We start from the raw sequence: 25,696 nt of genomic DNA, 5'->3' as shown, positions 1-25,696 counted from the left end.
TCGACTCACATCTCCAAGCTCAGCGCCGCGGCCGGACACGACCGCACGCCCTCTTCGACCTCGGCGAGCTGGTCGGGCGTGACCTCCCGGGTCAGGAGCACGACCTTCCCGTTGTCTCCGAGGTCGAACGCGTCGGGGGACGTCACCACGCAGTTCGCGTAGCCCTGGCACTTGCTCAGGTCAACCTTGATAGTGGCCATCTCGAGTCCTTCGAATGTCTGGTCAGGACGACAGCGCGGTCACCGCGGTGCGCATGAAGCTCTGCAGCGGGCTCTCGCTGTCGAGCAGGAGGCGGCCGGCGGGCACGCGGCCCGAGTTGTAGCCGATCTGCTGGATGTCGGTGGCGCGCTTGTCCTCGATGAGCGTGCGATCCCACATGTCGAGCCATTCCTTCACGACCACCGGGTCGGCGCCGGGCTTGGCGTACATGTCCACGAAGGCCCAGCACTTCTCGGGCGAGACCGGCTGGACGCTGCCCACGAAGCCCACGTAGTCGTCCAGGGCGAAGAACGACGAGGGGAAGGTGAACGCGAACCGGAAGCCCTTCAGTCCGGCGGGGTCGACGCCCGACGGGAGCCACTTGATGGGGCCCTGGTGCCAGATCGTGTTCGCGTCCGAATCGATCGCGTAGTCGTCGGGGTTGGTGTGGTACGTCTTGCCGAAGCTGGTGTTGTGCAGCGTGGGGCAGTGGTAGCACTCGACGGCGTTCTCCGCCCAGAGCTTCCAGTTGCACTCCATGTCGTACTCGTAGCGCACCTGGAATTCGTACTCGCGCAGATCGGTGTTGATCTCGGCGGCCCGTTCCCGGATCCCGGCAGTCACCGTGGACAGTGGGGCTGCGGCGGGGTCGGGGTTGACGAACACCCACTGGTCCCAGCGCTCGACCGAGACTGGCTCGAGCGAGATGGTCGAGCAGTCGAAGTTCGGCTCACGCTGCGAGCGGGGTGCCGTCTTGAGCTGGCCGTCGAGGCCGTAGGTCCATCCGTGGTACGGGCACTGCAGGAGCGGCTTGTTGCCGTTCTCCTCCGCGATCGCGTGCAGGCGGTGCCGGCACACGTTGACGAATCCCCGCAGCTGCCCGTCCTTGCCGTGCGTGACGATGATCGGCACCGACCCGGCGCGGGTGACCGCGTAATCGCCGGGCTTCGCGACCGCGGATTCGTGGCACGCGTACTGCCACGACTTCGCGAAGATCTTCTCCTGTTCGAGTCGATGAATCTCGGGTGCGTAGTAGAAGGGCGCCGGAAGGGTCTCTCCCGCGTCGAGTCGGGCGAGCATCTCGTCGGTCGACGGCAGCCCGTACTTCATCCGAACGTCTTCCATCTGAACCATCACTGGTCACAAGTCCTTTCGCTGTTGCTCAGCCGGGCCATGTAATGCAGCTCACAACCCGTTGCGTAACAGCATGCGGTCTTGGATACGCAAAGTCAACAGATAGTGCTCTATTGGCTACGCATTGCGTTGTCCTTGCGTGACTGTTGTGCGGGATGCGTTCCTCTGTGTGCGGAACTCGATGTACTTTGTCGCCATGAAGTGGTGGCTGCTGGTGGGTGCGATCGTCTGCGAGGTCGTTGCGACGTTGTCGTTACGCGCGGCCACCGACCATCCCTCGTGGTACGCGCTGGTGGTGATGGGTTACGTCGCCTCGTTCGGGTTCCTGTCCGCCGTTCTGCGGCGCATGGCCGTCGGGGTCGCGTACGGGATCTGGGGCGCCTGCGGAATCACGATCACTGCGGTGGCTGCGGCGGTCATCTTCGGGGATGCGCTGACCGTGCTCATGGGGTTCGGGATCGTCCTCGTCATCGCGGGGGTTCTGGTGGTCGAGCTGGGTGCGCAGGCAGCCGAAGACGAGCGCGCCGCGGGCGGCGCGGAGCGTCGGGAGTCGGCGCAGTGACCTGGATCCTGCTCGTTGCGGCGATCGTCGTCGAGGTCGCAGGAACGTTGTGCCTCAAGGCTTCCGACGGTGGTCGACGCCGGTGGTGGTTGTTGCCGACGGCCGCCGCCTACGTCGCCGCGTTCGGGCTGATCGCCGTCGTTCTCGATCGCGGCATGGCGGTCGGGGTCGTGTACGGCATCTGGGTCGCATGCGGGGTCGCGTTGACTGCGATCCTGGGTCGCGTGATCTTCCGTGACCCGCTCACGCCCCGAATGGGACTGGGCATCGCGCTCATCATCGCCGGCGTGCTCGTGATCGAACTCGGCGCGGCGTCGGCCGCGTAGTTGCCGGAACTTCTGTCTCGGTCAAGTTCCATGCAAATGGACTCTTGTCCAGAAAGGTGTCGACCACCGCGAGTCCGGCGTGGTAGAACATGTTCCAGTTTGCTACTGGTTCGTGGCGGGTGTGGCCGATTGAGGGCGCTGTACCGGCCGCGCTCGCCGAAGGAATCCCATGCACTGGTACACCGGCAACACCGTCTACGACACCGTCCTGACCTGCGCATTCGCCTTCGCGGCGTTTGTGATCGTCGGCGGTTTCTTCGCTCAGAGTTCGTACGGCCGCTTCTCGTCCACCAACCTCGGTTTCAACCTGAACCCGAAGCTGGGGTGGTGGCTCATGGAGATCCCCGCGACCGTCGTCTTCGCGGTGTTCTATCTGAGCGGCCCCAATCGGTTCGAGCCCACGTCGCTGGTGCTCGCCGCGGTGTGGCTGCTGCACTACGCGAATCGCGGCTGGTTCTTCCCGCTGTCGATCCGCCAGGTCCCGGGCAAGCGCAGCACGTTCAACGTCTCGGTGATCGCGATGGGCGTGATCGTGACGTCGATGCACGGCTACCTCAACGGCGCGTTCTTCAGTCACGACTACATGCACCAGTACGACACCGCGTGGCTCACCGATCCCCGCTTCCTGATCGGACTGGTGGTCTACCTCGCCGGCTTCGCACTACTGGTGAACTCCGAGTCGATCGTCCGCAACCTGCGCGACAAGGACAACCCCGGCGCCACCGAGTACCGCATCCCGATGGGCGGCGGCTTCCGATTCGTCTCCAGCCCCGCGTATCTCGGTGAGTTGATCGCGTGGGCGGGTTTCGCACTGCTGACGTGGTCGCTCGCGGGTGTGGTCATCTTCCTCATCACCGCCGGCAACCTGATCCCCCGCGCACTCGCCACCCACAAGTGGTACCGGGACAAGTTCGTCGAATACCCCGGCGACCGCAAGGCGTTGATTCCCGGACTGGTCTGACTCGGCTTCCCGCTCCCGCCAGGGGAGCGGGACCACCGCTCAGTCGCTCCGTGCGCGGTCCGCGTGCCCGAGATTCCGGTCCGGGACGACGGCGTCGCGTACCAGTTTCTTCAGCGTCACGATGTCGGGAAATCCTCCGTCGCGCTTGCGATCCCACACCAACGTGTCGCCGGCGGTGACCTGGAAGATCCCGCCGGTACCGGGGATCATCGCCACCTCGCCGAGTTCCGTGCCGAAGGTGTTCAGCAACTCCTGGGCCATCCACCCGGCGCGGAGTAGCCAGTTGCACTGGGTGCAGTACGTGATGGTGACGCGGGCGGGGGAGGTCATCCCTCCAGGATCGCAGATCGGCGCCGGACACCGTGCCACTCGGTGACCGGACGACCCGCGACGAGGTGCTCGTCGACGAGACGATCGATCCGGTCGGCGGTGAGCCCGCAGTACCAGGTGTCGTCCGGGTACACCGCGACCACCGGTGCCTGCGAACACGGGAACATGCAGCCGGTCTGGGTGACGAGGACGTCGTCGTCACCAAGCCCGCGCGCTTCGAGCGCGTGGTCCAGCGCCTCCGCGGTTTCCGGGCCGCCGCGCGCCGAGCACCGCGGTCCGCGGCACACCAGCACATGTCGGGTGAAGCCGGGCACCTCGTCCCATGCCGGTGACGTGAGGGGCGCGGTGGTGGTGCGGGCCGGTGTCGTCGCTCCGCTGATCGCGGCGTCGAGCAGATCCGTGTAGTTCGCGGTGTCGGACAGCGGCGGAGCCAGACGGACGTCGGGTGCCCCTGCCCCACGTTCGCGGAGCCAGTGTCCGACGACCCGTCTGAACCACGCGTCGATCTTGCGGTCCAGCACGGTCTGCGCACTCACCACCACGATCTCGGCGGCCCCGGACGCGGCGGCCTCGTCGAGGGCGCCGGTGACCGACGTCCCCGACCCGCCGAGCACCGCGGTGCGGAAGACGGTGTCGGGATGGCGCTCCCCGAGCGCGTGCAGTGCGGCGCGGACCTGGTCGCGCGGGTCGTCGCCGCGATCGGTGGGCGCGGTGACGACCACCCAACGACGCGGACGAATGTCGTTCATGAGGAAAGCCTTTCGATTTCGGCGCCGGTCGTGCCGCACAACACCACCATGGGGCGTCCGGTGCGTGGATGCGGCTGGACGATCGCGTCGATGCCGTAGACGTCGGCGAGCAACTGTTCGGTGAGGACACTTTCGGGGGTGCCCTCGGTGACGACGCGGCCGCGGTCCAGGACCACGAGGTGATCGCAGTACATGGCGGCGAGGTTCAGGTCGTGCATCGCGGCGACGGTGGTGAGGCCGCGCGCGCGAATCAGGTCGAGCAGTTCGAGCGACGCGGAGACGTCGAGGTGGTTGGTGGGCTCGTCGAGCAGCACCACACAGGGACGTTGCGCAAACGCCCGTGCCAGTTGGGTCTTCTGTTTCTCGCCGCCGGACAGGCTCTGCCACAGGCGGTGCCGCAGGGCGGTGATCCCGGCCATCGCCAGGCTCTCGGTGACGATGTCGGCCGTCCCGGCGGCGGCCGGCCGGGCCCACCCACCGCGGTGCGGAGTCATGCCGAGTTCGACGATCTGTTCGACGGTCAACTCCAGTTCGGTCGCCGAATGCTGCTCCACGAGGGCCACCGTGCGGGCGAACTCGCGGCGGTTGATCTCGGCTGCGGGTTCGTCGCCGACCATCACCCGCCCGGAGTCCGGGCGGGTGAGGCGGGCCATCGCGGACAGCAGCGACGTCTTGCCGGAGCCGTTCGGCCCGATGAGCCCGGTGACCCGTCGGGAGGGCGCGCGGCAGCTGACGCCGTCGAGGATCGTGGTGCCGTCCACCGACCACGTCACGGCCTCGGCCCGGATCTCGGGGGAGTGGTGGCTCATGCGCGGGCCCCTCGGCGTCGCAGCAACAGGACGAACACCGGCACACCGACGACCGCAGTGACGATGCTGATCGGTAGTTCACGACCGGGCATCACCGTCCGCGCGGCGATGTCCGCCCAGACCAGCAGGACGGCCCCTGCCAGTGCGACGACGGGCAACAGCCGAGCGTGCAACGGGCCGACGAGCATTCGGGCGGCGTGCGGGACGACCAGCCCGACGAACCCGATCACGCCGGACTGCGCGACCAGCGCGGCGGTGCACAGCGACGCGATCCCGTAGAGCACCCAGCGGGAGCGTTCGACGTCGGTGCCCAGGCTCGCGGCGGCGCGCGCACCGAAGGCGAACGAGTCGAGCACCCGCGCGTGCGCGAGCAGCACGCCGGTGGTGACGGCGACGACCGCGGTGATGGTGACGAGGCCCGACCAGCGGGCCCCGGCGAACGAGCCGAGGGTCCACTGCAACACGCGGTGTGCGGCGTCGCGATCCCCGAAGAACACCAGCGCGGAGGTCAGTGCCGCCGCGAACTGGCCCACCGCGATGCCGGCCAGCACGAGACGCCCGGGTAGGAGCGCGCCGGAGGGGGAGGTGGAGATGAGGAAGACCACCAGCAGGCTCGCCAGGGCCGCGACGAAGGCCGCGACCGACACCGCGCTCATGCCGAGCACACCGACCGTGCCGACCCCGGCCGTCAGCGCGAGTACCGCGCCGAGTGAGGCTCCACCGGACATGCCGAGGAGGTAGGGGTCGGCGAGCGCGTTACCGGTGAGCGACTGCAACACCGCGCCGCACAGCGCCAGCCCCGCACCGACCAGCGCGGCGGCGAGCACGCGCGGCAGCCGCAGGTCCACGACGATGTGCGTGGTCAGCAGGTCGGTGCCCGCCCCGACGCCGAGACGTCCGGCGATCGCCTCCACCACGGTCCCGATCGAGAGGTCGGCGGCGCCGATCGCGACGCCGGCCGCGCAGCTCACCACGAGCAGCGCGGCCAGTGCCGCCGTCCAACTGGTGGCCGTCGTCGTTCGTACCCGGGCGGGAACCCGGGCGCTCACGCTCATGCCCGGCCGCCGCCCAGCTGCTCGGCGACGAGAGTTGCGCCCTCGATCAGACGCGGGCCGGGAGTGCTCGCCGAGAACGGCACCACGACGAACGCGTCGTCGCGGACGGCCTTCAGATCCTTCAGCGACGGATCGTTGCGGAGGTAGTCCTTCTTCGCCTCGGCCGTGTCCCACGACGCGTCGGCGAGAACGATGACGTCCGGGTTCGCCGCCAGCACGGTCTCCCAGCTGCCGTCCAGCCAGGCACCGTCGGAGCCGGCGAAGATGTTGGTGCCGCCGACCGCGTCGATGATGAGCTGCGGCCCGCCGGCATTGCCGCCGATGTACGGGGTGTCGGTGCCGCTGTCGTACCAGAAGACGCTGCGGCCGTTCGCCGCTGCGGTGGTCTCGATCCCGCTCAGCGTCTGGCGCATCTGCGCGACGACGGCGTCGGCGTCGGCCTCGCGCCCGAAGAGCGTGCCGTAGTCGGTGATCTCGGTCGCGATCGAGTCCCAGGACACCGCCGGACGCGTCGACTTGTCCTTGCAGGCGAACGGCGAGACGTAGGTGGCGATGCCCAGAGTGTCGAACGACTCGTGGGTACCGACGGCCTTGTCCTCGAATGCGCTCGAATACGACGCCAGCACCAGGTCCGGCTTGGTCTCGAGGAGCGCTTCCCTGCTCGGGTAGTCCTTCTCGTCCAGCGCCGGGATCTGCGCGTACGCCGCCTGCCACTGCGCGGCGATGGTGTCGTCGAGGTACGCGGTGCCGGCCATCTGTCCCTCCGCGCCGATCGCGAGCGCCGACTCGGTGGCGCCCTGGTTGAGGGTGACGGCCCGCTCCGCCGGACCGTCGAGAGTGACGGTGCGGCCGCAGTTCTGCAGGGAGATCGACGCGGTGCCGGCGTCCTCGTCGGACGACCCGCCGCAGGCGGTGAGGGTGAGGGCTGCGGCGATCGACACCGCTGCCGTAGAGATGACTCGGCGAGAGATAGGGGTACGCAAAGCGACCCGCCTTCCATGACTCGTGGAAAACGTGCAGGTATGCGTCACGGCCGGTCTCCTGGCTCGGCAGGGATGACCGCCGACTACGCCTTCCCGGATGCGTGAGCATCCAGTGGCTGGGGTCGAACCCCTAGTAGTCGACGTACCTGCCCACAGTGGCGAGTACCGCGCCGGCTTCTACCGGACTTCCCGAACACCGTGACGACATCGTGAAGAATAGACGACCGGTGCCCGGGCAATGGTCGGCCTTGTCGGTTTCGTGCTGTTCGGCGGTCGAGGGCGCGGAAGGCGGTGCAGACCCCTCCGGGGTCGTCAGCGCATTACCTGGACCTGCTCCGCGATGTCGGCGGCGAGCGCCATCGCGGTCAGTGCCAGACCGCTGTTGAGGTCGTACCGCAGCTGCCCGACATGACCGTCTCGGACCGCGCGCACCCTTTTCCACGTCGGCGACTGGGCCTCGGCGGCGTCGGGATTCTGCAACAGGACGAAATCCGCCTGCTCGAAGATGTCGAGTTGTTCGAGCGCGTAGAAGGTGATTCCCCTGTTGTCCGCAGACGCGTGCGCGGGATCGGTCAGCACGTCCAATCCGAGGTCGCGCGCCACCGACACCGCGAACGTGTCGTTCTGCAGCCAGAGTTGTCCCTTGTCCGCACCCGCGATCGCGATGGTCTTCCCGTCGAGAAGCCCGGCCATCGCGGCACGCGCCTGCGCCAGTTCGGCGTTGTAGCGAGCAACCACACGGTCGGCGACGTCGCGTCGATCGAGTGCCGTCAACTGCTCGGTCATCGCTCGCTTCCACGTCGATCCGGGAGTCCCCTGGTCGACGACGAGAACCGGCGCGATGTCGGTCCCCAGGAGCCCCCGCTCCCGGTAGTAGTCCCACCAACCCTGACCCACGACCAGCAGATCCGGTTCGTAGCCGAGAATCGCCTCGGCGTTCGGTTCGTTGTTGGTGCCGCCGAGACGCTCCGTCCCGGCGGGCACTCGCTGCATGAGTTGCGACCTGTCGTCCCAGTTGGTGGCGACGATCGGGTACTCGGCGAGCAGGGCGAAGTCGAGCGCGGCTCGGGCCTCGAGCACCACGACACGCTGCGGGTCACGCGGGAGCCGGTATCGCTCGTCGCCCACCACGATCTCGACCGACGCGTCGGACGTCGCACTGTTCCCCGGTCTGGTCGAGCACGCCGACAGCGCGCCCAGGGCGCCGAGTGCGGCCGCGCCGGTGAGGAAACCGCGTCGGGTCAGGGCATCGACGAGAGTGCCGAATTCACGGTCCATGTCTCGTGTGGTGCGCGCGGACGTCGGGCGGCGGACGTCGCCGTTCCAGTCTCCGAGGCGGGCGTCGGTCTTCGTCGATTCGATCACGGGCATGGATACGGCGCTCCGTCCGATAGGTCGGTCAGGGAAGGCCTCAACCTATCTACTGCCGGTGCCGTGTGGTTCGCCTGAAAAGGCCATCGGATAACGGGATTCGGCCACGCCGTCGTGGCCCGGTCAGCCGTCGAGGGCCTTCTCGGCCCGCGGCATCAGCGCCGACGACACCGTCAGCAGCACCGCGATGCCGAGGATGCCGACGAACACGAGATGGATCGCGCCCGAGAGGGCCGTCGGGTCGGGCTCGGCGGTTTCTCCGACACGGGAGTTGACCAGCGCGCCGAACACCGCGACGCCGACGGCACTACCGATCGAGCGGGCGAACATGTTGGTGGACGTGACGACGCCGCGCTCGGACCAGTCGACGCTGGACTGCGCCGCGATGAGCGTCGGCGTCGCGATCAGGCCCATGCCGGAGCCGATGACGAAGCACGTCGCGCCTACCTGCCACACCGGGGAGCCGTCGCCGAGCAGCAGGAGCAGCGCCGACCCGGCGAGCACGAGGACGCTGCCGATCAGCGCGGTCGTCCGGAACCCGACGCGTAGATACAGCCGCCCCGCCTGCGACGCGGCGATGGGCCAGCCGATCGTGAGGACCGCGAGCGCGAAGCCCGCGACGAGGGCGCCCGTGCCGAGGACTCCCTGCACGAACGTCGGCACGTACGACGTCAGGCCCATCAGGATCGCGCCGACGGACAGCGACACCAGGCTGCTCGCGACCAGCACCCGGCGGGTGAGCATGTGCAGCGGCAGGATCGGATCGGCCACGCGTCGTTCGACGAGGACGAACGCGACGAGCAGCAGCGCGCCGGCCACGAACACGCCTATGCCGGCCGGCGACACCCACGCCCAGGCCTGGCCGCCCTCGAGCAGTCCCAGGATCATCAGCGCCGCGCCGCCCGTGAGGAGGATGGCGCCGGGGTAGTCGATGCGACTGCGGCGTGTGATCTTCTCCTCCGCGAAGTTGCGCATCAGCATCCACGCCGCGATCGCGCACAGCGGCAGGTTCACCAAGAAGATCCACCGCCACGACAGGTACTCGGAGAACACGCCGCCGAGCGTCGGGCCGAGTACCGCCGACACGCCCCACACGCTCGCGATGTAACCCTGGACCTTGGCGCGCTCCGCGACGGAATAGATGTCACCGGCGATCGTCAGACTCATCGGCTGCACCGCGCCGGCGCCCAGGCCCTGGACCGCCCGGAACACGATCAGCGCGGGCATGCTCCAGGCCACGCCGCACAGCAGCGATCCGATCGCGAACACCGCGATGCCGAACAGCATGATCGGTTTGCGTCCGAAGACGTCGGCCAACTTGCCGTAGATCGGCACCGACACGGCCTGCGCCAGCAGATAGACGGAGAAGAGCCACGGGAACTGGGTGAAGCCGCCGAGGTCCCCGACGATCGTCAGGACGGCGGTCGCGATGATCGTGCTGTCGAGCGCGACCAGTGACGTGGCGAGCATCAGCGACAGCAGGATCGGGCCGCGCTCCGACCGTAGTCCCACCGATGCCCTCGAGGCGGTCTCGGTCGCCATCACTCTCCTGCCGATCGATAGTCAAGTCCGAAACAAGGCTAACGATCTCCGGCCGGTTCCTATTCCCGTCCGTTTCCACCCGCCCGCTTACCCCGGCGCCCCACCTACCCGGCGCCCCCACCCTCGCGTTTTGCGCACTTATCGCGCATTCGGGGACCGAATTCGCGCGATAAGTGCGCAAAACGCGGGAGGGGGGACGGGAGTTGATCATGAGAAGCGGGGTTCTGCGGACAGATCGGGGCAGACACGTGTGGCGAGATGCGCCGATCCGGGCGACCGATAGGGTTGGGGACGTGCGTCCTTCACTCGAGTCCTACACCCACCTGGCCGGCGGCAAGGTCCGCGATCTGTACACGATCGACGACGAGCACCTGCTGCTGGTCGCCAGTGACCGGATCTCGGCCTACGACCATGTGCTGAGCACGCCCATCCCGGACAAGGGTCGCGTGCTCACCGCGATGAGTGTCTTCTTCTTCGAGAAGCTCGGCGGCACCAACCACCTCGCCGGAGACCCGCTCGACGAGCGCATCCCCGAAGAGGTGCTCGGCCGCGCGCTGGTCGTGCGCAAGCTGAACATGCTCCCGGTCGAGTGCGTCGCCCGCGGCTACCTCACCGGGTCGGGTCTGGCGGACTACAACAGCACCGGCGCGGTGTGCGGCGTCGCGCTGCCCGAGGGCCTGGTCGAGGCCAGTCAGCTTCCCGAGCCGATCTTCACGCCGGCCAGCAAGGCCGAACTGGGCGACCACGACGAGAACATCGACTTCGCGACGGTCGTCGACAAGGTGGGCCAGGACCTCGCGGTCAAGCTGCGCGACGACACCCTCGACATCTACTTCCGGGCCGCCAGCTTCGCGCGGGACCGGGGGATCATCCTCGCCGATACCAAGTTCGAATTCGGTCTCGACGCCGAAGGCAACCTGGTGCTCGCCGACGAGGTGCTGACGCCCGACTCGTCGCGCTACTGGCCGGCCGACGGCTACGAGCCCGGCAAGGTGCAGCCCAGCTTCGACAAGCAGTTCGTACGGAACTGGCTCACCGGCCCGGAGTCCGGCTGGGACCGCGCGTCCGACACGCCGCCCCCGCCGCTGCCGCAGGACATCGTCGACGCGACCCGCGCGCGCTACATCGAGGCGTACGAGCGCATCTCGGGCCTGTCGTTCGAGGACTGGGTGGGCTGAGATGACTGTGCCCTCGACGCCGACTACGCCCCCGGTCGCCAAGCGGGTTCCGTTCGAACGGACGCATCACGGGGACACCTTCGTCGATCATTACGAATGGCTCCGCGCTAAGGAGGATCCGGAGGTCATCGCGTACCTCGAGGCCGAGAACGCGTACACCGCGCAGCAACTCGAGCATCTGGAGCCGTTGCGGGAGAAGGTGTTCCAGGAGATCAAGTCGCGCACGCAGGAGACCGACATGTCGGTCCCGACACGACTCGGTGACTGGTGGTACTACGCGCGCACCATCGAGGGCAAGCAGTACGGCGTCAACTGCCGGTGCCCCATCGCCGGGCCGGACGACTGGACACCGCCGGAGCTGTCGACCGACACGGCGATCGAGGGCGAGCAGGTGCTCCTCGACGGCAACGCCGAGGCCGAGGGACACGACTTCTTCTCGGTGGGCGCGTTCTCGCTCAGTCACGACGGCACGCTGCTCGCGTACTCGGTGGACGTGATCGGCGACGAGCGGTACACGCTGCGGTTCAAGAACCTCGAGACCGGCGAGTTGCTGCCCGACGAGATCCCGAACACCGCACCGGGTGCGACGTGGGCGATCGACCATCGGCACATCTTCTACCTCACGGTCGACGAGTCGTGGCGGCCCGACACGGTGTGGCGGCACAAGCTCGGTACCGGACAGGACGAGGACGTCCAGGTCTTCCACGAGCCGGACGACCGCTACTGGGTGGCGGTCGGCTCGACGCGCAGCGAGAAGTACCTGATGATCTGGCTCGGCTCCAAGGTCACCACCGAGGGCTGGATCCTCGAGTCGGCTGACCCCGAGGGCGAGTTCCGGGTGATCCTGCCGCGCCGCGAGGGCGTCGAGTACTCGGCCGAGCACGCCGTGATCGCCGGCGAGGACCGCTTCCTGATCCTCCACAACGACGTGGTCGACGGCGAGAAGGCCGAGAACTTCGTGCTCGCGCAGGCGCCCGTCACGGATCCGGCTGCGATGGAAATCCTTGTCCCGCATCGCCACGACGTTCGGCTCGAGGACATCGACACGTTCTCCGACCATCTCGTGCTCAGCTACCGGCGTGACGTGCTGACCCGGCTGGCGATCTGGCCGCTCACCCCCGAGGGGTACGGCGAGCTCACCGAGATGGAGTTCGACGAGGAACTGTTCTCGGTCGGCCTCGGCTCCAACCCGGAGTGGGAGCAGCCGACGCTGCGGATCGGTTACACGTCGTTCATCACGCCCTCTCGGGTGTACGACTACCGGCTCGCGACCGGCGAACTGCTGCTGCGCAAGTCGCAGCCGGTGCTCGGCGGCTTCGATCCGGCGGAATACGAGCAGCACCGCGAGTGGGCGGTCGCCGACGACGGCACCCGCATCCCGCTCTCGATCGTGCGGCGCAAGGGGATCGGCGGCGACCCGGCCCCGACGCTGCTGTACGGGTACGGCTCGTACGAGGCCAGCATGGACCCGGCGTTCTCGGTGGCGCGGCTCTCGCTGCTCGACCGCGGCATGGTCTTCGTCGTCGCCCACGTCCGCGGCGGCGGCGAGATGGGGCGGCACTGGTACGAGAACGGCAAGACACTCACCAAGAAGAACACCTTCACCGATTTCGTCGCGTGCGCAAGGCATCTCATCGCCGAGGGGCGGACGACACCGGGGCAGTTGGTGGCCGACGGTGGCAGTGCGGGCGGTCTGCTGATGGGTGCGGTCGCGAACCTGGCCCCCGAACTGTTCGCGGGCATCCTCGCGAATGTGCCGTTCGTCGATCCGCTCACGTCGATCCTCGACCCGGATCTGCCGCTGACGGTGATCGAGTGGGACGAGTGGGGCAACCCGCTCGAGGACCCGCAGGTGTACGAGTACATGCGCTCCTACAGCCCGTACGAGAACGTCGAGGCCAAGGACTACCCGGCCATCCTCGCGATCACCAGCATCAACGACACCCGCGTGCTCTACGTCGAACCCGCGAAGTGGGTTGCGGCGCTGCGCGCGACGAAGACGGGCGACTCACCGCTGCTGCTCAAGACCGAGATGAGCGCCGGGCACGGCGGTGTCAGCGGCCGGTACGAGAAGTGGAAGGAAGTCGCGTTCGAGTACGCGTGGGTGCTCGACACGGCCGGCGCCGTCTGAGCCGGTCGGCTGCTCGCCCACCGGCTCGTCGGCGGCCTTCGCGATCGGTGCCCTTGCGGTATGGGCGATCAGCCTGCGAGAACCCCCGCCGTCGCCATCCCGGACAGCACGTGCGCGGTCGGGGTCACCACGGCGCAGCGCGCCGCGGCGTAGTCGAGAGCCTGTCGATGCTCGGCCTCCGAGAAGTCGGCCAGTCCGTCCGCGACGAGGAACATCTCGACGTCCTGCATGAAGCCGTCGAGCGCGGTGGTGAGGCAGCCGATGTGGGCGTACACGCCGGTCACGATCAGTTGGTCCCGGCCGAGGTCCGACAGGCGCTGCCGCAGATCGGTTCTGGCGAACGCGCTGTAGCGCCACTTGGTGAGCAGGACGTCGTCCGGCTCCGGCGCGAGGTCGGCGATGATCGCGGTCTCGGCGGGGTCGGAGGACAGGCCCGGACCCCAGAAGTCGGTGAGCAACGCCCGGTGCTCGGGATCCTGGTCACCGGGCTGCGCGGTGTACATGATCGGGACACCCGCGACCCGGCAGGCGGCGCGGATCGCGTCGACGTTCGCGATCATGGTGCGGATGGGGTCGGCGGTGCGGTCGAATGCGCGGATGAAGTACTCCTGCGCGTCGTGGACCAGTAGCACCGCGCGGGCCGGGTCGATGCGCCACGATGCGCGATTGTCGGGCAGCTGGGTGGGCATCGGGTAGGAGACGGAGCGGGGAAGGGACATCTGATGCCTAACTGTCGGTAGCGGTTTCGGTGACGAACGTGGATTCGAGGGCGCGTCGCAGCTCGGTGCGGCTGACCTTCCCGACGCCGGTGACGGGGAACTCGTCGACGAACCGGAAGCCGTCGGGGATCTTGTAGGCGGCCAGTCCGCGTTCGCGGAGGAACACGCGCAGTTCGACGGCGCGCGGCGGGGTGCCCTCGCCGACCACGAAGGCGAACGTGCGCTCGCCCAGGTAGGCGTCGGGCTTGGAGACGACGGCGACATCGCGCACGGCGGGGTGCGCGAGCAGGTGGTTCTCCACCTCCTCGGCCGCCACCTTCTCACCGCCCCGGTTGATCTGGTCCTTCGCACGGCCCTCGACGACGATGTGCCCGGTCTCGGTGAGGCGCACCCGGTCACCGGTGCGGTAGAACCCGTCCTCCGTGAACGACGCCCGATTGTGCTCCGGCGCAGCGTAGTAGCCGCGGATCGTGTACGGGCCGCGGGTGAGGAGGTTCCCGACCACCCCGACCGCGACCGGCCTGTCGTGGTCGTCCACCACGAGCACCTCGTCGTCCGGGCTGATCGGCCGGCCCTGCGTGGTGACCACGACGTCGTCGGGATCGTCATGGCGCGTGTAGTTCACCAGGCCTTCGGCCATCCCGAACACCTGCTGCAGTCGGCACCCGAGTTCGTCGCGGACGCGGCGAGCCGCTTCGGCGCCGAACTTGGCGCCGCCCACCTGCAGCAGTTCGAGACTCGACAGGTCGTGCTTCGCGCGGGCCGGCGACGACATCCAGGTCAACGCGAGGGGCGGGACGAGCGACGCGATCGTGATCCGCTCGCGCTCGATCAGTTCGAACGACGTCGACGGCGTCGGGTCCGGGGCCATCACCACGCGCCCGCCCGCGTGGAGCACCCCGAGGATGCCGGGCGAGCTCATCGGGAAGTTGTGTGCGGCAGGCAGGCTCACGAGCATCCGGGTGTCGGGGTCGAGGCCGCAGATCTCGGCGGACGCGCGCACCGAGTACAGGTAGTCGGTGTGTGTGCGGGGGATGAGCTTGGAACGCCCGGTGGTTCCGCCCGACAGTTGCAGGAACGCGACGTCGTCCGGTGCGGGTTCGGCGCGGTCACCCGGGTCCGGTGTGGCGGTCCGCAGCTCGGAGAGCGGGACGAAGCCGGGATCGTCTCCTGCCTCGCCGACGACGATCACCAGCGGCGGACGCTCGGATCCGGCGACGATCTCCCGCGCCAGCGTCCGGTAGTCGAACCCGGCGTGCCGGTCCGCGATCACGTACGCGGCTGCGTCGGTGAACTCGCAGAAGTAGCCCACCTCGGCGCGGCGATGCGCGGGCAGCGCGAACACCGGCAGGGCCCCGATCGCGAAGACCGCGAACAGCATCTCGACGTACTCGGGCATGTTCGGCAGCTGCAGCACGACCCGGTCGCCGGGCCGCACGCCCACGCGGAGCAGGCCCGCGGCGAGGACGTCGGCGTTGTCGCTCAGCTGACGGTACGTGAGGGTGCGCACGGCGTCGCCCTCACCCGCGCCGGTGACGGCGACGCGGTCCCCGAACTGCTCGGCACGGGCGGGCAGGAAGCGGGCGAAGGTCTCGTCGGTCCAGTATCCGGCGTCCCGGTAGCGCTGCGCGAACTCGGCGGGATACGGCGTGGCGGGGACCAGTGGACTGCGCCGTAGGGCGGTACTCACGGCGTGCTCCTTTCGGGTGATGGGCGAGCGTGGCAGGGCGGCAACGGGTGTCAGGCCCGCAGCGTCGCGCCGCCGTCGACGTAGAGTGCCTGCATCGTGATGTGCCGGGCGCGCTCGGACAGGAGGAACTCGACCGAGTCGGCGATATCTTCGGCGGCGGCGATGCGCCCCAGCGGGATTCCCACCTTGAAATCCGCGAGACTGCCCTCGATCGCACCGCGGGCACCGGTGTCGTCGGCAGGGTCGGGCCAGAGGGAGCGCTGCATGTCGGTGTCGGTGGAGCCGGGCGCGACGACGTTGACCCGGATGCCGTGGTGCGCCAACTCGAGTCCGGTGACCCGCGCGATCATGGTCGCGGCGGCCTTCGACGCGCCGTACGCGCCCATTCCGGTTCGCGGTACTCCCGCCGCGTTCGATCCCACCACGACGATCGCCCCGGCCCCGCGTGCCCGCATCGCTCTGCCGACGGACCGGACCACGTTGAGGAGGCCGGTGACGTTGACGTCGAACACGCGCTGCCACGAGTCGGGTTCGCTGTCGAGCACCGAGCCGGTCTCGAGTACTCCGGCGACGTGCGCGAGCCCGGTCAGTGGTCCGTGGAGGGATTCGATCGTGGCGACGGCGCCGGCCACCGCGTCGCCGTCGCGGATGTCGACGGCGTGGGCGGCCACGCACGCCACGCCGACCAGCTCCCCGGTCCGCTCGAGGGACTCGGCGTCGCGGTCGAGCACCGCCACGCGCCATCCGCGTTGTGCGAGGGTGGCGGCGGTGGTGCGGCCGATGCCCCGTCCGGCGCCGGTCACCAGACACAGAGGTGCGGTCATGCGGTCACTCCGAGGGCGTCGAGAATGGTGGTGAACTTGGTTGCGGTCTCGGCCAACTCGTCTTCCGGGACGGAGTCGGCGACGATGCCTCCGCCGGCGTACGCGGTGATCCCCGTACCGTCGGCGTCGATGCGGGCGCAGCGGATCGTGACCATCCACTCACCGTCGCCGCGCTCGTCGCACCACCCGACCGCGCCGGCGTAGAAGCCGCGGTCGCCTTCGAGTGCGCTGATCGTCTCGTATGCGTCGCGGGTGGGGGTACCGCAGATCGCGGGGGTGGGATGAACTGCGAGGGCCAGGTCCAGCGCCGTCATCGACGTGTCGGCGAGCATCCCCCGGATCGGCGTCCCGAGATGCCACAACTGCGGAGTGTGGGTGAGTGTCGGGCGCTCCGGGATGTCGAGTTCGGTGCACAGGGGCGCGAGCCTGTCGCGGATGGCGTCGACGACGTAGCGGTGCTCGTCGAGGTTCTTCGCGGACTCACCGAGGGTCCGCCCCGATTCCCAGTCGGCCAGCGGGTCGTCGAGTCGTCGTGCCGATCCCGCCAGCGGATGGCAGCTGATCGCCCGTCCCTCCTTGCGGATCAGCACCTCGGGACTGGATCCGACCAGCCACTGCCCGGCGCTGGCGGATCCGGCGGCGGAGAGGTCGACGCAGTAGCCGTTGCCGGCGGGATCGGCCGCGACCAGGTTCCGGAGCAGAGCCTCGGGGTCGAGGCGATCGTGCGTGCGCAGGCGCAACATCCGGGCGAGGACGACCTTTCGGAGCGGATCGGCGTCGTCCCGCAGCCGGTGCAATGCCGTCCGGACGCGGGCGAGGTGCTCGTCCTCGGCGGGGAGGCGTTGCTCCACCTCGCAATGGGGCAGGTCGCCGGTGGCGACGCTGCGCCACGGCTTGTCGCTCCGCCACAGCAGACCGGGCTCCACGAACGCGGCGGGGGTGTCGGGATCGAACGGCAGGGCGCCGGTCAGAGCGGTGACGTCGCCGGCGCGCAACGCGTCGGCGGCCTCGATGGCATCGTCGAAGTGACGAAGGACACCCTCGGCACGGATGCTTCCCTGGGGCCGGGACAGTACGAACGGGTTCACGGCGACGGGTCCGGCACGGTGTGGGGTGATCGCTGCGACGACCGGTGCAGGCATGAGCGCTCACCTTTCGATGGCGGTGACGTGGGACGAATCGGCGGAGATGCGCCGACCGGAACGACGATATACGGTTAGCCTAACCTTTGGTACTCTTCGATCTTGATCCGGTCGCCGAAATGGCGGCGTGGAGCGTTGCGGCGCAACCGGATTCGCCTACGGAACAGGAGATGGTCAGTGTCTTCGATCGGCCCGTCGACCTCGGTATTTCCACTGACCCGAGCTCAGGCCGGCGTGTGGTTCGCCCAGCAGCTGGACCCGGACAATCCGATCTTCAACACCGCCGAATGTATCGAACTTCGTGGCGACGTGAGCATTCCGGCGCTCGTCGGTGCGGTGCGCGACGCTGTCGGTGAGGCCGAAGTGCTCACTGCTGCAGTCGAGGTCGCGTCGGACGGCTCGGCGTATCTGCGTCCCGGCGCGCACTCGTTCGACGCCGTGCCGGTGCACGACCTTCGCGACCACGACGATCCGGAGGCGGCGGCCCGGGACCTGATGGAGGCCTGTCATCGCACGGTCGTCGACCCGCGTGCCGAATCCTGTGTGCGCGCTGCTGTTCTTCAACTGGACGATCGTATAGTTCTGCTGTACTTGGGTATTCACCACCTCGTGATCGACGCGTACGGCTTCGGTCTGCTCATGCGGCGGATCGCGGAGATCTACACCGCGGACGTGCGGGGGGAAGAGCGTCCGGCCTGCAAGTTCACGTCGCTCGCACCCGTCGTCGCCGAAGAGGCCGCCTACCGGGAGTCGCCCCGGTTCGAGGCCGATCGCGTGTTCTGGACCGACTACCTCGACGACGCATCGGAGGCCGTCACGCTCGCCGGGGGCGGAGCCGGAATCGCGCGTGCATCACGCGGAATGCGGCTCACCCTCAGCGCCGAACAGCAGCGGGGCCTGTCCGCGGTCGGCAGTGCGGCCCGCGCCAGTTGGGGCGACGTCCTCACCGCGGCGGTCGCAATCTACCTGCGCGGGGCGAGCGGACGTGGTGACATCGTCCTCGGGTTCCCCGTGATGAACCGTCTGGGTAGTGCGGCGTTGGCAGTGCCGATGTCCGCGGTCAACGTCGTTCCGCTGCGGCTGGAGCCGGCCCCGTCGACGACCGTCGTCGACCTCGTCGGGCAGGTGCGCGACGCCGTCGCCCGGTGCCGGGATCACTATCGCTACCGCGGTGAGGACATCCAGAACGACCTGCGCCTGCCGTCCGGATCCCGCGGCGTCGTGGGGCCGTCGGTGAACGTCAAACCGTTCGGTGACCGGCTGCGTTTCGGTGACCTGTACGCGGCGGTGCACTCGATCGCCCGTGGTCCGCTCCAGGACCTCATGGTGACCGCCCGCCCCCTCGATCACGTCGGTGGGCTCGAGGTGTGGGTCGACGTCGACGCCGAGCGCTACACCGCCGACGAGCTGGCCACGCACACCGGTCGTCTGGCCCACCTGCTGGATTCGCTCGCGGCGCTGGAGGATCCCGGCGCGACCGCGCTCGCCGGGGTGCCGATCCTCACCTCCGACGAACGCCGGACGCTACTCGCGCGTGCCGCGGGCAAAGCCCTGGCCGTCCCCACCGGTCTCACCCTGCCGGACCTCCTGCAGGCCCAGGTGGAGCGTGATCCGGACGCGCCCGCAGCGAGCGACGGAACGACGTCCCTGACCTTCGGTGAGCTCGCGTCGCGGGCGCGCCGGCTCGCCCGAAACCTGCTCGCCGGCGGACTCGGGCCGCACCGGCGGGTCGCGGTGGCGCTCCCGCGTGGCGTCGACACGCTGGTCGCGCTGTTCGCGGTCCTCGAGGCCGGCGGCACGTGCGTGCCGGTCGATCCCGATCACCCGGCGGACCGGATCGGCCATGTGCTCGACGAGACCGGGCCCGGGTGCGTCGTCACGAACGGTGCTGTGGCGCAGCGTCTGCGCGAGGTGACGGGCACGAGCCGCGTCGTCGACATCACGGCCCTCGACCTCTCGGTCGGCGAGGACCATCCGGTGTCCGCCGCCGAGCGTGGCCACCGGATGCACGACCTCGACATCGCCTACGTGATCCACACGTCGGGCTCGACCGGACGACCCAAGGGCGTCGAGGTGCCACATCGCGGCGCGGTCAACCTCTTCCACAGCCATCGGGATCGGGTGTTCTCCCGCGCGTGTGCCGTCGCCGGGCGGGATCGCCTGCGGGTGGGGCACGCGTGGTCGTTCGCGTTCGACGCGTCGTGGGGGCCGCACCTGTGGATGCTCGCGGGGCACGAACTGCGGCTGGTGGACGAGGAAACCCAGCGCGATCCGGAGCGGCTCGCAGCGCAGGCCCGGGCCGAGGGGTGGCACTTCGTGGAGCTGTCGCCGTCGCAGCTCGAACACATCGTCGACGCCGACCTGCTGCCCGCCGACATCGTCCCCACCCTGGGGTTCGGCGGCGACGCGGTGAGCGAGAACCTGTGGCGACGCCTGCGGGAGCGGGGTGGCACCGCGTTCAACTTCTACGGCCCCACCGAGGGCACGGTCGACGTCGTGGTCGCCGAGATCGTCGACGCCCCCGAACCGGTGATCGGGGTGCCGGTGGCGAACCTGGCTGCCTACGTGCTCGATTCGGGGCTCGAGCCGGTGCCGGACGGCGTTCCCGGCGAGCTGTACGTGGCGGGCCCGGGTGTCGTGCGCGGCTACCTCGGTGCGGCGGCGGTGACGGCGGCACGTTTCGTCGCGAATCCGTTCTGCGCCGATCCCGCCGGCGACGACGCGCGTCTGTACCGGACCGGGGACATCGTGCATCGCCGGCCGGACGGACAGATCGTCTACCGCGGACGCACGGACGACCAGATCAAGATCCGGGGTTTCCGGGTGGAACTCGGCGAGGTGGAGTCCGCGCTGCTGCGCCTGCCCGGCGCCACCCGGGCCGTCGCGACGACGCGCCCCGACGCCACCGGATCGGTGCGCCTGGTCGGGTACGTCGTGGGCGCGGACGGCGACCCGATCGGCGCTCGTGAGCTGCTCGCGAACTGGTTGCCGGCGTACATGGTGCCGTCGGCATTCGTGTTCCTCGACGCGCTACCGCTGACGTCGAACGGCAAGGTCGACCGGAAGCGTCTGCCGGAACCCGACTTCGGCGCGGTGGTGTCGACGCGTGAGCCGTCGACCGAGCTGCAGCGGGTGCTGTGCGCACTCGTCGCCGACGTGCTCGGCCTCGACGCCGTCGGCGTGGACGACGACTTCTTCCTGCTCGGTGGTCACTCGTTGGCCGCCGCGAAGCTGATCGCGCGGGTGCGCGACGCCGTGGGCGTCGAACTCGCCATCCGCGCCGTGTTCGACAATCCGACCGTGCTCGGGCTGGCCGAGCAGTGCGAGGCCGCGACGGGGGCCGGACGCCGGCCTCCGGTGCTCGCGGTGGACCGCGGCCCGGTCTCGCCGCTGTCCACCGCCCAGCAGCGGCTGTGGTTCCAGTTCCGGCTCGAGGGACCGAGTTCCACGTACAACATTCCCGTGGCGCTGCGCCTGCGGGGTGTGCCCGATCCCGCGGCACTGTCGGTGGCAACCGGCGCGTTGCTCTGCCGGCACGAGGTGTTGCGCACCCTGCTCGAGGACGTCGACGGCATCGGCATGCAGCGGGTGTGCCCGGTGCCGGACACGGTGCCGTTCGAGGTGGAACACGTCGCCCCGCACGAGCTGGACGCGGTTCTGGCGGCCGCGGCACGTCACCCGTTCGACCTCGATCACGAGTTCCCGATCCGGCTGCGCTTGTTCGTGACCGGCACGGAGTCGGTGCTGTTGGTGCTGACGCACCACATCGCGAGCGACGAACTGTCGACGCCCGTACTGATGCGCGACCTGGGCTCGGCGTACCGCGCTGCGGTCGCGGGGGAGAACCTCTCGCTTCCCGACCTGCCGGTGCAGTACGCGGACTACGCACTGTGGCAGCGTGATCTGCTCCGCGAAGGTGACGATCCCGCTGCGCTCACGGCGGTTCAGCAGGAGTTCTGGCGCGCCCGGCTGGCGGGTGCCCCGGAGGAGATCGCGCTGCCCGCGGACCGCCGCCGTCCGGCGGTCCCGACGTTCGCCGGGGGAGTCGTCGAACGAGCCGTGAGCGCCGGGATCACCGACGACCTGCGTGCGTCCGCGCGGGCGGCGGGAGCGTCGATGTTCATGCTCTCGCACACCGCCCTGGCAGTCGCGCTGGCGGGCAGCGGGGCCGGGCACGACATCGTGGTCGGCACTCCCACGGCGGGCCGGCCCACCGCCGAACTCGACCAGCTCGTCGGCTTCTTCGTCAACCTCGTGGTGCTGCGCACGGATCTCTCGGGAGATCCGACGTTGACCGAACTGGTCGGCCGGGTGCGCTCCGACGACCTCGAAGCCTATGCCCATCAGGATCTTCCGTTCGACCGGCTGGTGGAGGCCGCCAACCCGGAGCGCTCCGCGTCCCGGCACCCGCTGTTCCAAGTCCTGGTCCAGCACCGGATGCCGCCCGTCGTCGACGAGTTCGCGGAGTTCGCCCCGAGCGTCGTCACGCTCGACACCGGCGCCGCGATGTTCGATCTCACCGTCGACGTCGTCGAAGTGCCCGGCGACGGCCTGCGGGTGCGGATCGAGTACGCGCAGGATCTCTTCGACGCGGCCACCGCCGAGGCGCTGGTGGACCGGGTGGTGCGCGCCCTCACCGCGTTGGCCCGCACCCCGCAGTTGCGACTGTCGGCGGTGGATCTGCTGTCGGCCGACGAGCGCGTCCGCCTGACCCGCGGTGCGCTCACTCCGGCAGTGATCGCCGACGTCCCGACCGCGGCCGCTGCGTTCGACCGGCAGGTGGCACGCACACCGAACGTTCCCGCCCTGGTCGACGCCCGCACCGAACTGACCTTCGCGGAGCTGAGCGTGCGGGTCAATCGTCTCGCGCGGCACCTGATCGCGCACGGGGTCGGACCGGAAACGGTGGTGGGACTGCAGCTTCCCCGCGGTACCGACATCGTGATCGCCGCCCTCGCGGTGTGGCAGGCCGGTGGCGCGTACCTGCCGATCGACCCGGCCTACCCGGCCGACCGGATCGCGCACATGCTCGCGGACGCCGCCCCGGTCCTGGTGCTCGACGAGTACGCGATCGCCGCGGTCGACCCCACCTTGCCGTCCGGTCCGCTGGCGGTGGGCGAGCGGACCGGCACTCCGTGCGCGGACAACGCCGCGTACGTCATCTACACCTCCGGATCGACGGGTGTCCCGAAGGGTGTCGTCGTACCGCACCGTGGCGTCGTCAATCTGCTGGCGACACAGCGCCGACGGACGTTCGGACCGGCGGACGACCGTCGGCGGCGGGTCCTGCTCACGTATGCGCTGGCATTCGACTCGGCAATCGACCCGCTGCTGTCGATGCTGTCCGGGCACACGCTGCACGTGCTCGGCGCGGACCTCGCCGCGGATGCGGCCGGCATCGTCGAGTACGTGCGTCGCCACCACATCGACGCCGTCGACTGCGTGCCGCTGTTGATGGCGGAGTTGCTGCGCGAGGGCCTGCTCGATGCCACCGCCGCGCATCGCCCCGGCCTGCTCGCGGTCGGCGGCGAGGCGGTCCCCGCCGAGCTGTGGTCCGCACTCGCCGGCGCCGACGGCATCCACGCCACCAACATGTACGGCCCCACCGAGTGCACCGTCGATGCCACGATCGGCGACATCACGGGATCGGCCGCGCACATCGGTTCCCCGGTCGACGGGGCGAGGGCGTACGTGCTCGACGCGAGGATGCGCCTGGTTCCCCGCGGGGTCCCCGGCGAGTTGTATGTCGGAGGGCCCGGGGTCACGCGCGGCTACCTGAACCGTCCCGGCCTCACCGCGGAACGCTTCGTCGCCGACCCGTACGGCGGCTCCGGTGAACGGCTCTACCGCACGGGCGATCTGGTTCGCTGGACGTCACGCGAGGGAGCCTGGGTACTCGAGTACCTGGGCCGCACCGACGACCAGGTGAAGATCCGCGGGTTCCGCATCGAACTCGGCGAGGTCGAGTCGGTACTGGCCGCGCACCCGGCGGTGGCGGCCGCAACCGTGGTCGCGCGCGAGGACGATCCGGGACGCCGCCGATTGGTCGGATACGCCGCCGTGAGGGCGGCCACCGACGAAGAAGCGCTTCGCGAGCACCTGGCGGCCCGACTGCCCGCGCACATGGTGCCCGCCGCGGTCGTCCTGTTGGACGCGCTGCCGGTCACACCGAACGGCAAGGTGGACCGCCGGGCGCTGCCCGCGCCGGACTTCGCGGCGTCGGGCTCCGCGCAGGACGCCGGCAGCGACCTCGAACGCCGCCTGTGTGCAGTGGTCACCGACGTGCTGGGGGTCGACGACGTCGGCCCGGGTGACGACTTCTTCTCGCTCGGTGGTGATTCCATCGTCTCGATCCAGCTCGTCTCCCGTGCCCGTGCGGCCGGGATCCGGTTCACCGCGCGTGACGTGTTCGAGCACCGCACCGTGGCGGGCCTGGCGGCGGTGGCCGAAACGGATGCCGAGGTGGCGCCGGTCGACCCGTCCGCCGCGCTCGGGTTCGTGCCCGCGACCCCGATCGTCCACGACCTGCTGGACAGGGGCGGCCCGTACCGCCGGTTCGCACAGTCCCGCCTGTTGCGGGCGCCGGACGGACTGACGCTCGCGACGCTCACGCGCGGGGTGCAGGCGCTGCTCGACACCCACGACGCCCTGCGCGCGTCCTTCGACGACCGGGAACGGGTGTTCGACGTCCCGCCGCCCGGAACCGTGCCTGCCGAGGGCGTGCTGACCTGCGTCGACATTCGAGGCGCGGGTACCGACGCGCGGCGGGAGGCGGTGCGGCGCGCGACCGACGACGCGTACGGACGGCTCGATCCGGCTGCCGGAGCAATGTTCCGGGCCGTGCTGCTCGATGCCGGCGAGACGGAGTCGCTCGTACTGTTGGTGATCCACCACCTCGTCGTCGACGGTGTCTCGTGGCGGATCCTCGTCCCGGACCTCGCGGACGCGTGTGCGGGAAAGTCGCCGGCGGCGCCCGGTACACCGCTGCGAACGTGGGCACGTGGCCTCGTCGGAACCGCGGCACTGCGCCGGGACGAGCTCGCGCTGTGGCAGGCGGCGACCGTGTCGGATCGCGAGACGATCGGACGCCGCGCCGTCGACCCGTTGCGCGACAGGATGTCCGGCACCGAGACCCTGGAGGTCTCGGCACCGGTGGAGGTCACCGAGGCACTGCTGACCGCCGTGCCGGACCGGTTCAACGCGCGGGTCGACGACGTGCTGCTCACCGCGCTGGCTCTGGCCGTCGCCCGAATCCGGGGTCCGGGTGCGCTGTCGATCGACCTCGAGGGCCACGGGCGGGAGGAACAGGCGGTGCCGGGCGTGGACCTGTCCCGCACCGTCGGCTGGTTCACGACGCTGTATCCGGTGCGGCTCGACGTGGCGGGGGTGAATCTCGTGGACGCATTCGGTGGCGGCGGGGCTGCCGGTGACGCGCTCAAATCCGTCAAGGAACAGATGCGGCGGGTCCCGGACAACGGGATCGGTTACGGCGTGCTCCGCCACCTCGATCCGGTCGCCGGACCTGCGCTGGCCGCCGGGCCGGCCCCGGAGATCGGCTTCAACTACCTCGGTAGGTTCACTCTGGGTGAGGGCGCAGGTGGGGCGTGGACGAGCGCACCCGGATCCGGCACCCTCGGTGGCGCGGCGGACGGGGACATGCCCGTCAGTCACGCGATCGAGATCGGCGCGGTCACAGAGGATTCCATTGACGGGCCCATCCTGCGGGCCACGTGGGGATACAGCCCGGACGTGGTCGACGCCGCGACCGTCCGGAGTCTGGCGACGGCCTGGGTCGACGCCCTGCGGGCGCTGTCCGGGCATGCCGCGAGCGGTCACGCGGGTGGGCTGACGCCGAGCGACCTGACGCTTACAGACCTCGACCAGGCCGAGATCGACGAGTTCGAGTTGGAGTTCCTGTAGAGCCGCTCAGTGGGCACGCTCTTGGAACGGCCATCAAGTTCGGTTAGCCTAACCAATCGACTCGAGCGACCG

Annotated in this window: 19 protein-coding genes and 1 riboswitch; of the genes, 6 read left to right on the top strand and 13 right to left on the bottom strand. The window is 69.5% G+C overall.

Annotated elements, in window-relative coordinates; all coding sequences use genetic code 11:
- Nucleotides 1–5: 5 nt before the first annotated feature.
- Nucleotides 6–200, bottom strand: coding sequence for a ferredoxin (locus A6I89_RS08540; RefSeq protein WP_022594183.1), 195 nt, complete (start codon nucleotides 198–200; stop codon nucleotides 6–8).
- 22 nt (nucleotides 201–222) lie between these two features.
- Nucleotides 223–1,332 (bottom strand): aromatic ring-hydroxylating oxygenase subunit alpha, encoded by a 1,110-nt coding sequence (locus A6I89_RS08535; RefSeq protein ID WP_022594185.1) that lies wholly within the window; start codon nucleotides 1,330–1,332, stop codon nucleotides 223–225.
- A gap of 196 nt (nucleotides 1,333–1,528) precedes the next feature.
- Between A6I89_RS08535 and A6I89_RS08530 the strand changes: the two genes are divergently transcribed.
- The 3 genes from A6I89_RS08530 (at nucleotide 1,529) to A6I89_RS08520 (ending at nucleotide 3,181) form a co-directional block, all read left to right on the top strand.
- Complete coding sequence (locus A6I89_RS08530) at nucleotides 1,529–1,894, top strand: DMT family transporter (RefSeq protein WP_013414924.1); 366 nt, start codon at nucleotides 1,529–1,531, stop codon at nucleotides 1,892–1,894.
- Nucleotides 1,891–2,220 carry a DMT family transporter gene (locus tag A6I89_RS08525; RefSeq protein ID WP_005515444.1) on the top strand — a complete coding sequence of 110 codons (330 nt, stop codon included), beginning with the start codon at nucleotides 1,891–1,893 and terminating at the stop codon, nucleotides 2,218–2,220. Before A6I89_RS08530 ends, A6I89_RS08525 begins: the two co-directional genes overlap by 4 nt.
- 169 nt (nucleotides 2,221–2,389) lie before the next feature.
- Nucleotides 2,390–3,181, top strand: coding sequence for a phosphatidylethanolamine N-methyltransferase family domain-containing protein (locus A6I89_RS08520; protein ID WP_005515443.1), 792 nt, complete (start codon nucleotides 2,390–2,392; stop codon nucleotides 3,179–3,181).
- Between the two features lie 39 nt (nucleotides 3,182–3,220).
- On the opposite strand, the gene A6I89_RS08515 is transcribed toward A6I89_RS08520, so the two are convergent.
- The 7 genes from A6I89_RS08515 to A6I89_RS08485 all read right to left on the bottom strand — a co-directional run bounded on the left by A6I89_RS08515 (nucleotide 3,221) and on the right by A6I89_RS08485 (nucleotide 10,020).
- Nucleotides 3,221–3,511 carry an Rdx family protein gene (locus tag A6I89_RS08515; protein ID WP_013414925.1) on the bottom strand — a complete coding sequence of 97 codons (291 nt, stop codon included), beginning with the start codon at nucleotides 3,509–3,511 and terminating at the stop codon, nucleotides 3,221–3,223.
- Nucleotides 3,508–4,260 (bottom strand): (2Fe-2S) ferredoxin domain-containing protein, encoded by a 753-nt coding sequence (locus tag A6I89_RS08510; protein WP_022594187.1) that lies wholly within the window; start codon nucleotides 4,258–4,260, stop codon nucleotides 3,508–3,510. Before A6I89_RS08510 ends, A6I89_RS08515 begins: the two co-directional genes overlap by 4 nt.
- On the bottom strand, nucleotides 4,257–5,069 hold the full coding sequence (locus A6I89_RS08505) for an ABC transporter ATP-binding protein (RefSeq protein WP_005515440.1): 813 nt from the start codon (nucleotides 5,067–5,069) through the stop codon (nucleotides 4,257–4,259). Before A6I89_RS08505 ends, A6I89_RS08510 begins: the two co-directional genes overlap by 4 nt.
- Nucleotides 5,066–6,124, bottom strand: coding sequence for a FecCD family ABC transporter permease (locus A6I89_RS08500; protein ID WP_005515439.1), 1,059 nt, complete (start codon nucleotides 6,122–6,124; stop codon nucleotides 5,066–5,068). Before A6I89_RS08500 ends, A6I89_RS08505 begins: the two co-directional genes overlap by 4 nt.
- Nucleotides 6,121–7,065 (bottom strand): ABC transporter substrate-binding protein, encoded by a 945-nt coding sequence (locus A6I89_RS08495; RefSeq protein WP_005515438.1) that lies wholly within the window; start codon nucleotides 7,063–7,065, stop codon nucleotides 6,121–6,123. Before A6I89_RS08495 ends, A6I89_RS08500 begins: the two co-directional genes overlap by 4 nt.
- Before the next feature lie 73 nt (nucleotides 7,066–7,138).
- Nucleotides 7,139–7,323, bottom strand: a riboswitch (cobalamin riboswitch).
- A gap of 96 nt (nucleotides 7,324–7,419) precedes the next feature.
- Nucleotides 7,420–8,478: an ABC transporter substrate-binding protein gene (locus tag A6I89_RS08490; RefSeq protein WP_022594189.1), complete on the bottom strand. Its 1,059-nt coding sequence runs from the start codon at nucleotides 8,476–8,478 to the stop codon at nucleotides 7,420–7,422.
- A 123-nt stretch (nucleotides 8,479–8,601) separates the two neighbouring features.
- Nucleotides 8,602–10,020: an MDR family MFS transporter gene (locus tag A6I89_RS08485; RefSeq protein WP_005515436.1), complete on the bottom strand. Its 1,419-nt coding sequence runs from the start codon at nucleotides 10,018–10,020 to the stop codon at nucleotides 8,602–8,604.
- A gap of 293 nt (nucleotides 10,021–10,313) precedes the next feature.
- Between A6I89_RS08485 and A6I89_RS08480 the strand changes: the two genes are divergently transcribed.
- Nucleotides 10,314–11,198, top strand: coding sequence for a phosphoribosylaminoimidazolesuccinocarboxamide synthase (locus tag A6I89_RS08480; RefSeq protein ID WP_013414932.1), 885 nt, complete (start codon nucleotides 10,314–10,316; stop codon nucleotides 11,196–11,198).
- 1 nt (nucleotide 11,199) lies between these two features.
- Nucleotides 11,200–13,329, top strand: coding sequence for a S9 family peptidase (locus A6I89_RS08475; protein WP_022594191.1), 2,130 nt, complete (start codon nucleotides 11,200–11,202; stop codon nucleotides 13,327–13,329).
- A 68-nt stretch (nucleotides 13,330–13,397) separates the two neighbouring features.
- Here the strand turns inward: A6I89_RS08475 and A6I89_RS08470 are convergent, their stop codons facing one another.
- Genes A6I89_RS08470 through A6I89_RS08455 form a run of 4 tightly spaced genes read right to left on the bottom strand, consistent with a single transcriptional unit; the run spans nucleotide 13,398 to nucleotide 17,704 of the window.
- Nucleotides 13,398–14,048 (bottom strand): isochorismatase family protein, encoded by a 651-nt coding sequence (locus tag A6I89_RS08470; protein WP_022594193.1) that lies wholly within the window; start codon nucleotides 14,046–14,048, stop codon nucleotides 13,398–13,400.
- 7 nt (nucleotides 14,049–14,055) lie between these two features.
- Nucleotides 14,056–15,738 carry a (2,3-dihydroxybenzoyl)adenylate synthase gene (locus tag A6I89_RS08465; RefSeq protein WP_022594195.1) on the bottom strand — a complete coding sequence of 561 codons (1,683 nt, stop codon included), beginning with the start codon at nucleotides 15,736–15,738 and terminating at the stop codon, nucleotides 14,056–14,058.
- A 50-nt stretch (nucleotides 15,739–15,788) separates the two neighbouring features.
- Nucleotides 15,789–16,562, bottom strand: coding sequence for a 2,3-dihydro-2,3-dihydroxybenzoate dehydrogenase (locus A6I89_RS08460; protein WP_022594197.1), 774 nt, complete (start codon nucleotides 16,560–16,562; stop codon nucleotides 15,789–15,791).
- On the bottom strand, nucleotides 16,559–17,704 hold the full coding sequence (locus tag A6I89_RS08455; RefSeq protein ID WP_005515429.1) for an isochorismate synthase: 1,146 nt from the start codon (nucleotides 17,702–17,704) through the stop codon (nucleotides 16,559–16,561). Before A6I89_RS08455 ends, A6I89_RS08460 begins: the two co-directional genes overlap by 4 nt.
- Before the next feature lie 177 nt (nucleotides 17,705–17,881).
- Here A6I89_RS08455 and A6I89_RS08450 point away from each other — a divergent pair, with 177 nt between their 5' ends.
- Nucleotides 17,882–25,624, top strand: a complete 7,743-nt coding sequence (locus A6I89_RS08450) for a non-ribosomal peptide synthetase (protein ID WP_022594200.1) — start codon at nucleotides 17,882–17,884, stop codon at nucleotides 25,622–25,624.
- Nucleotides 25,625–25,696: the final 72 nt, after the last annotated feature.

The sequence above is a fragment of the Prescottella equi genome (assembly GCF_002094305.1).
Classification (GTDB): domain Bacteria; phylum Actinomycetota; class Actinomycetes; order Mycobacteriales; family Mycobacteriaceae; genus Prescottella; species Prescottella equi.
Note: the sequence above shows the minus strand (reverse complement) of the source record. Positions and strands in the feature narration are given on the sequence as shown.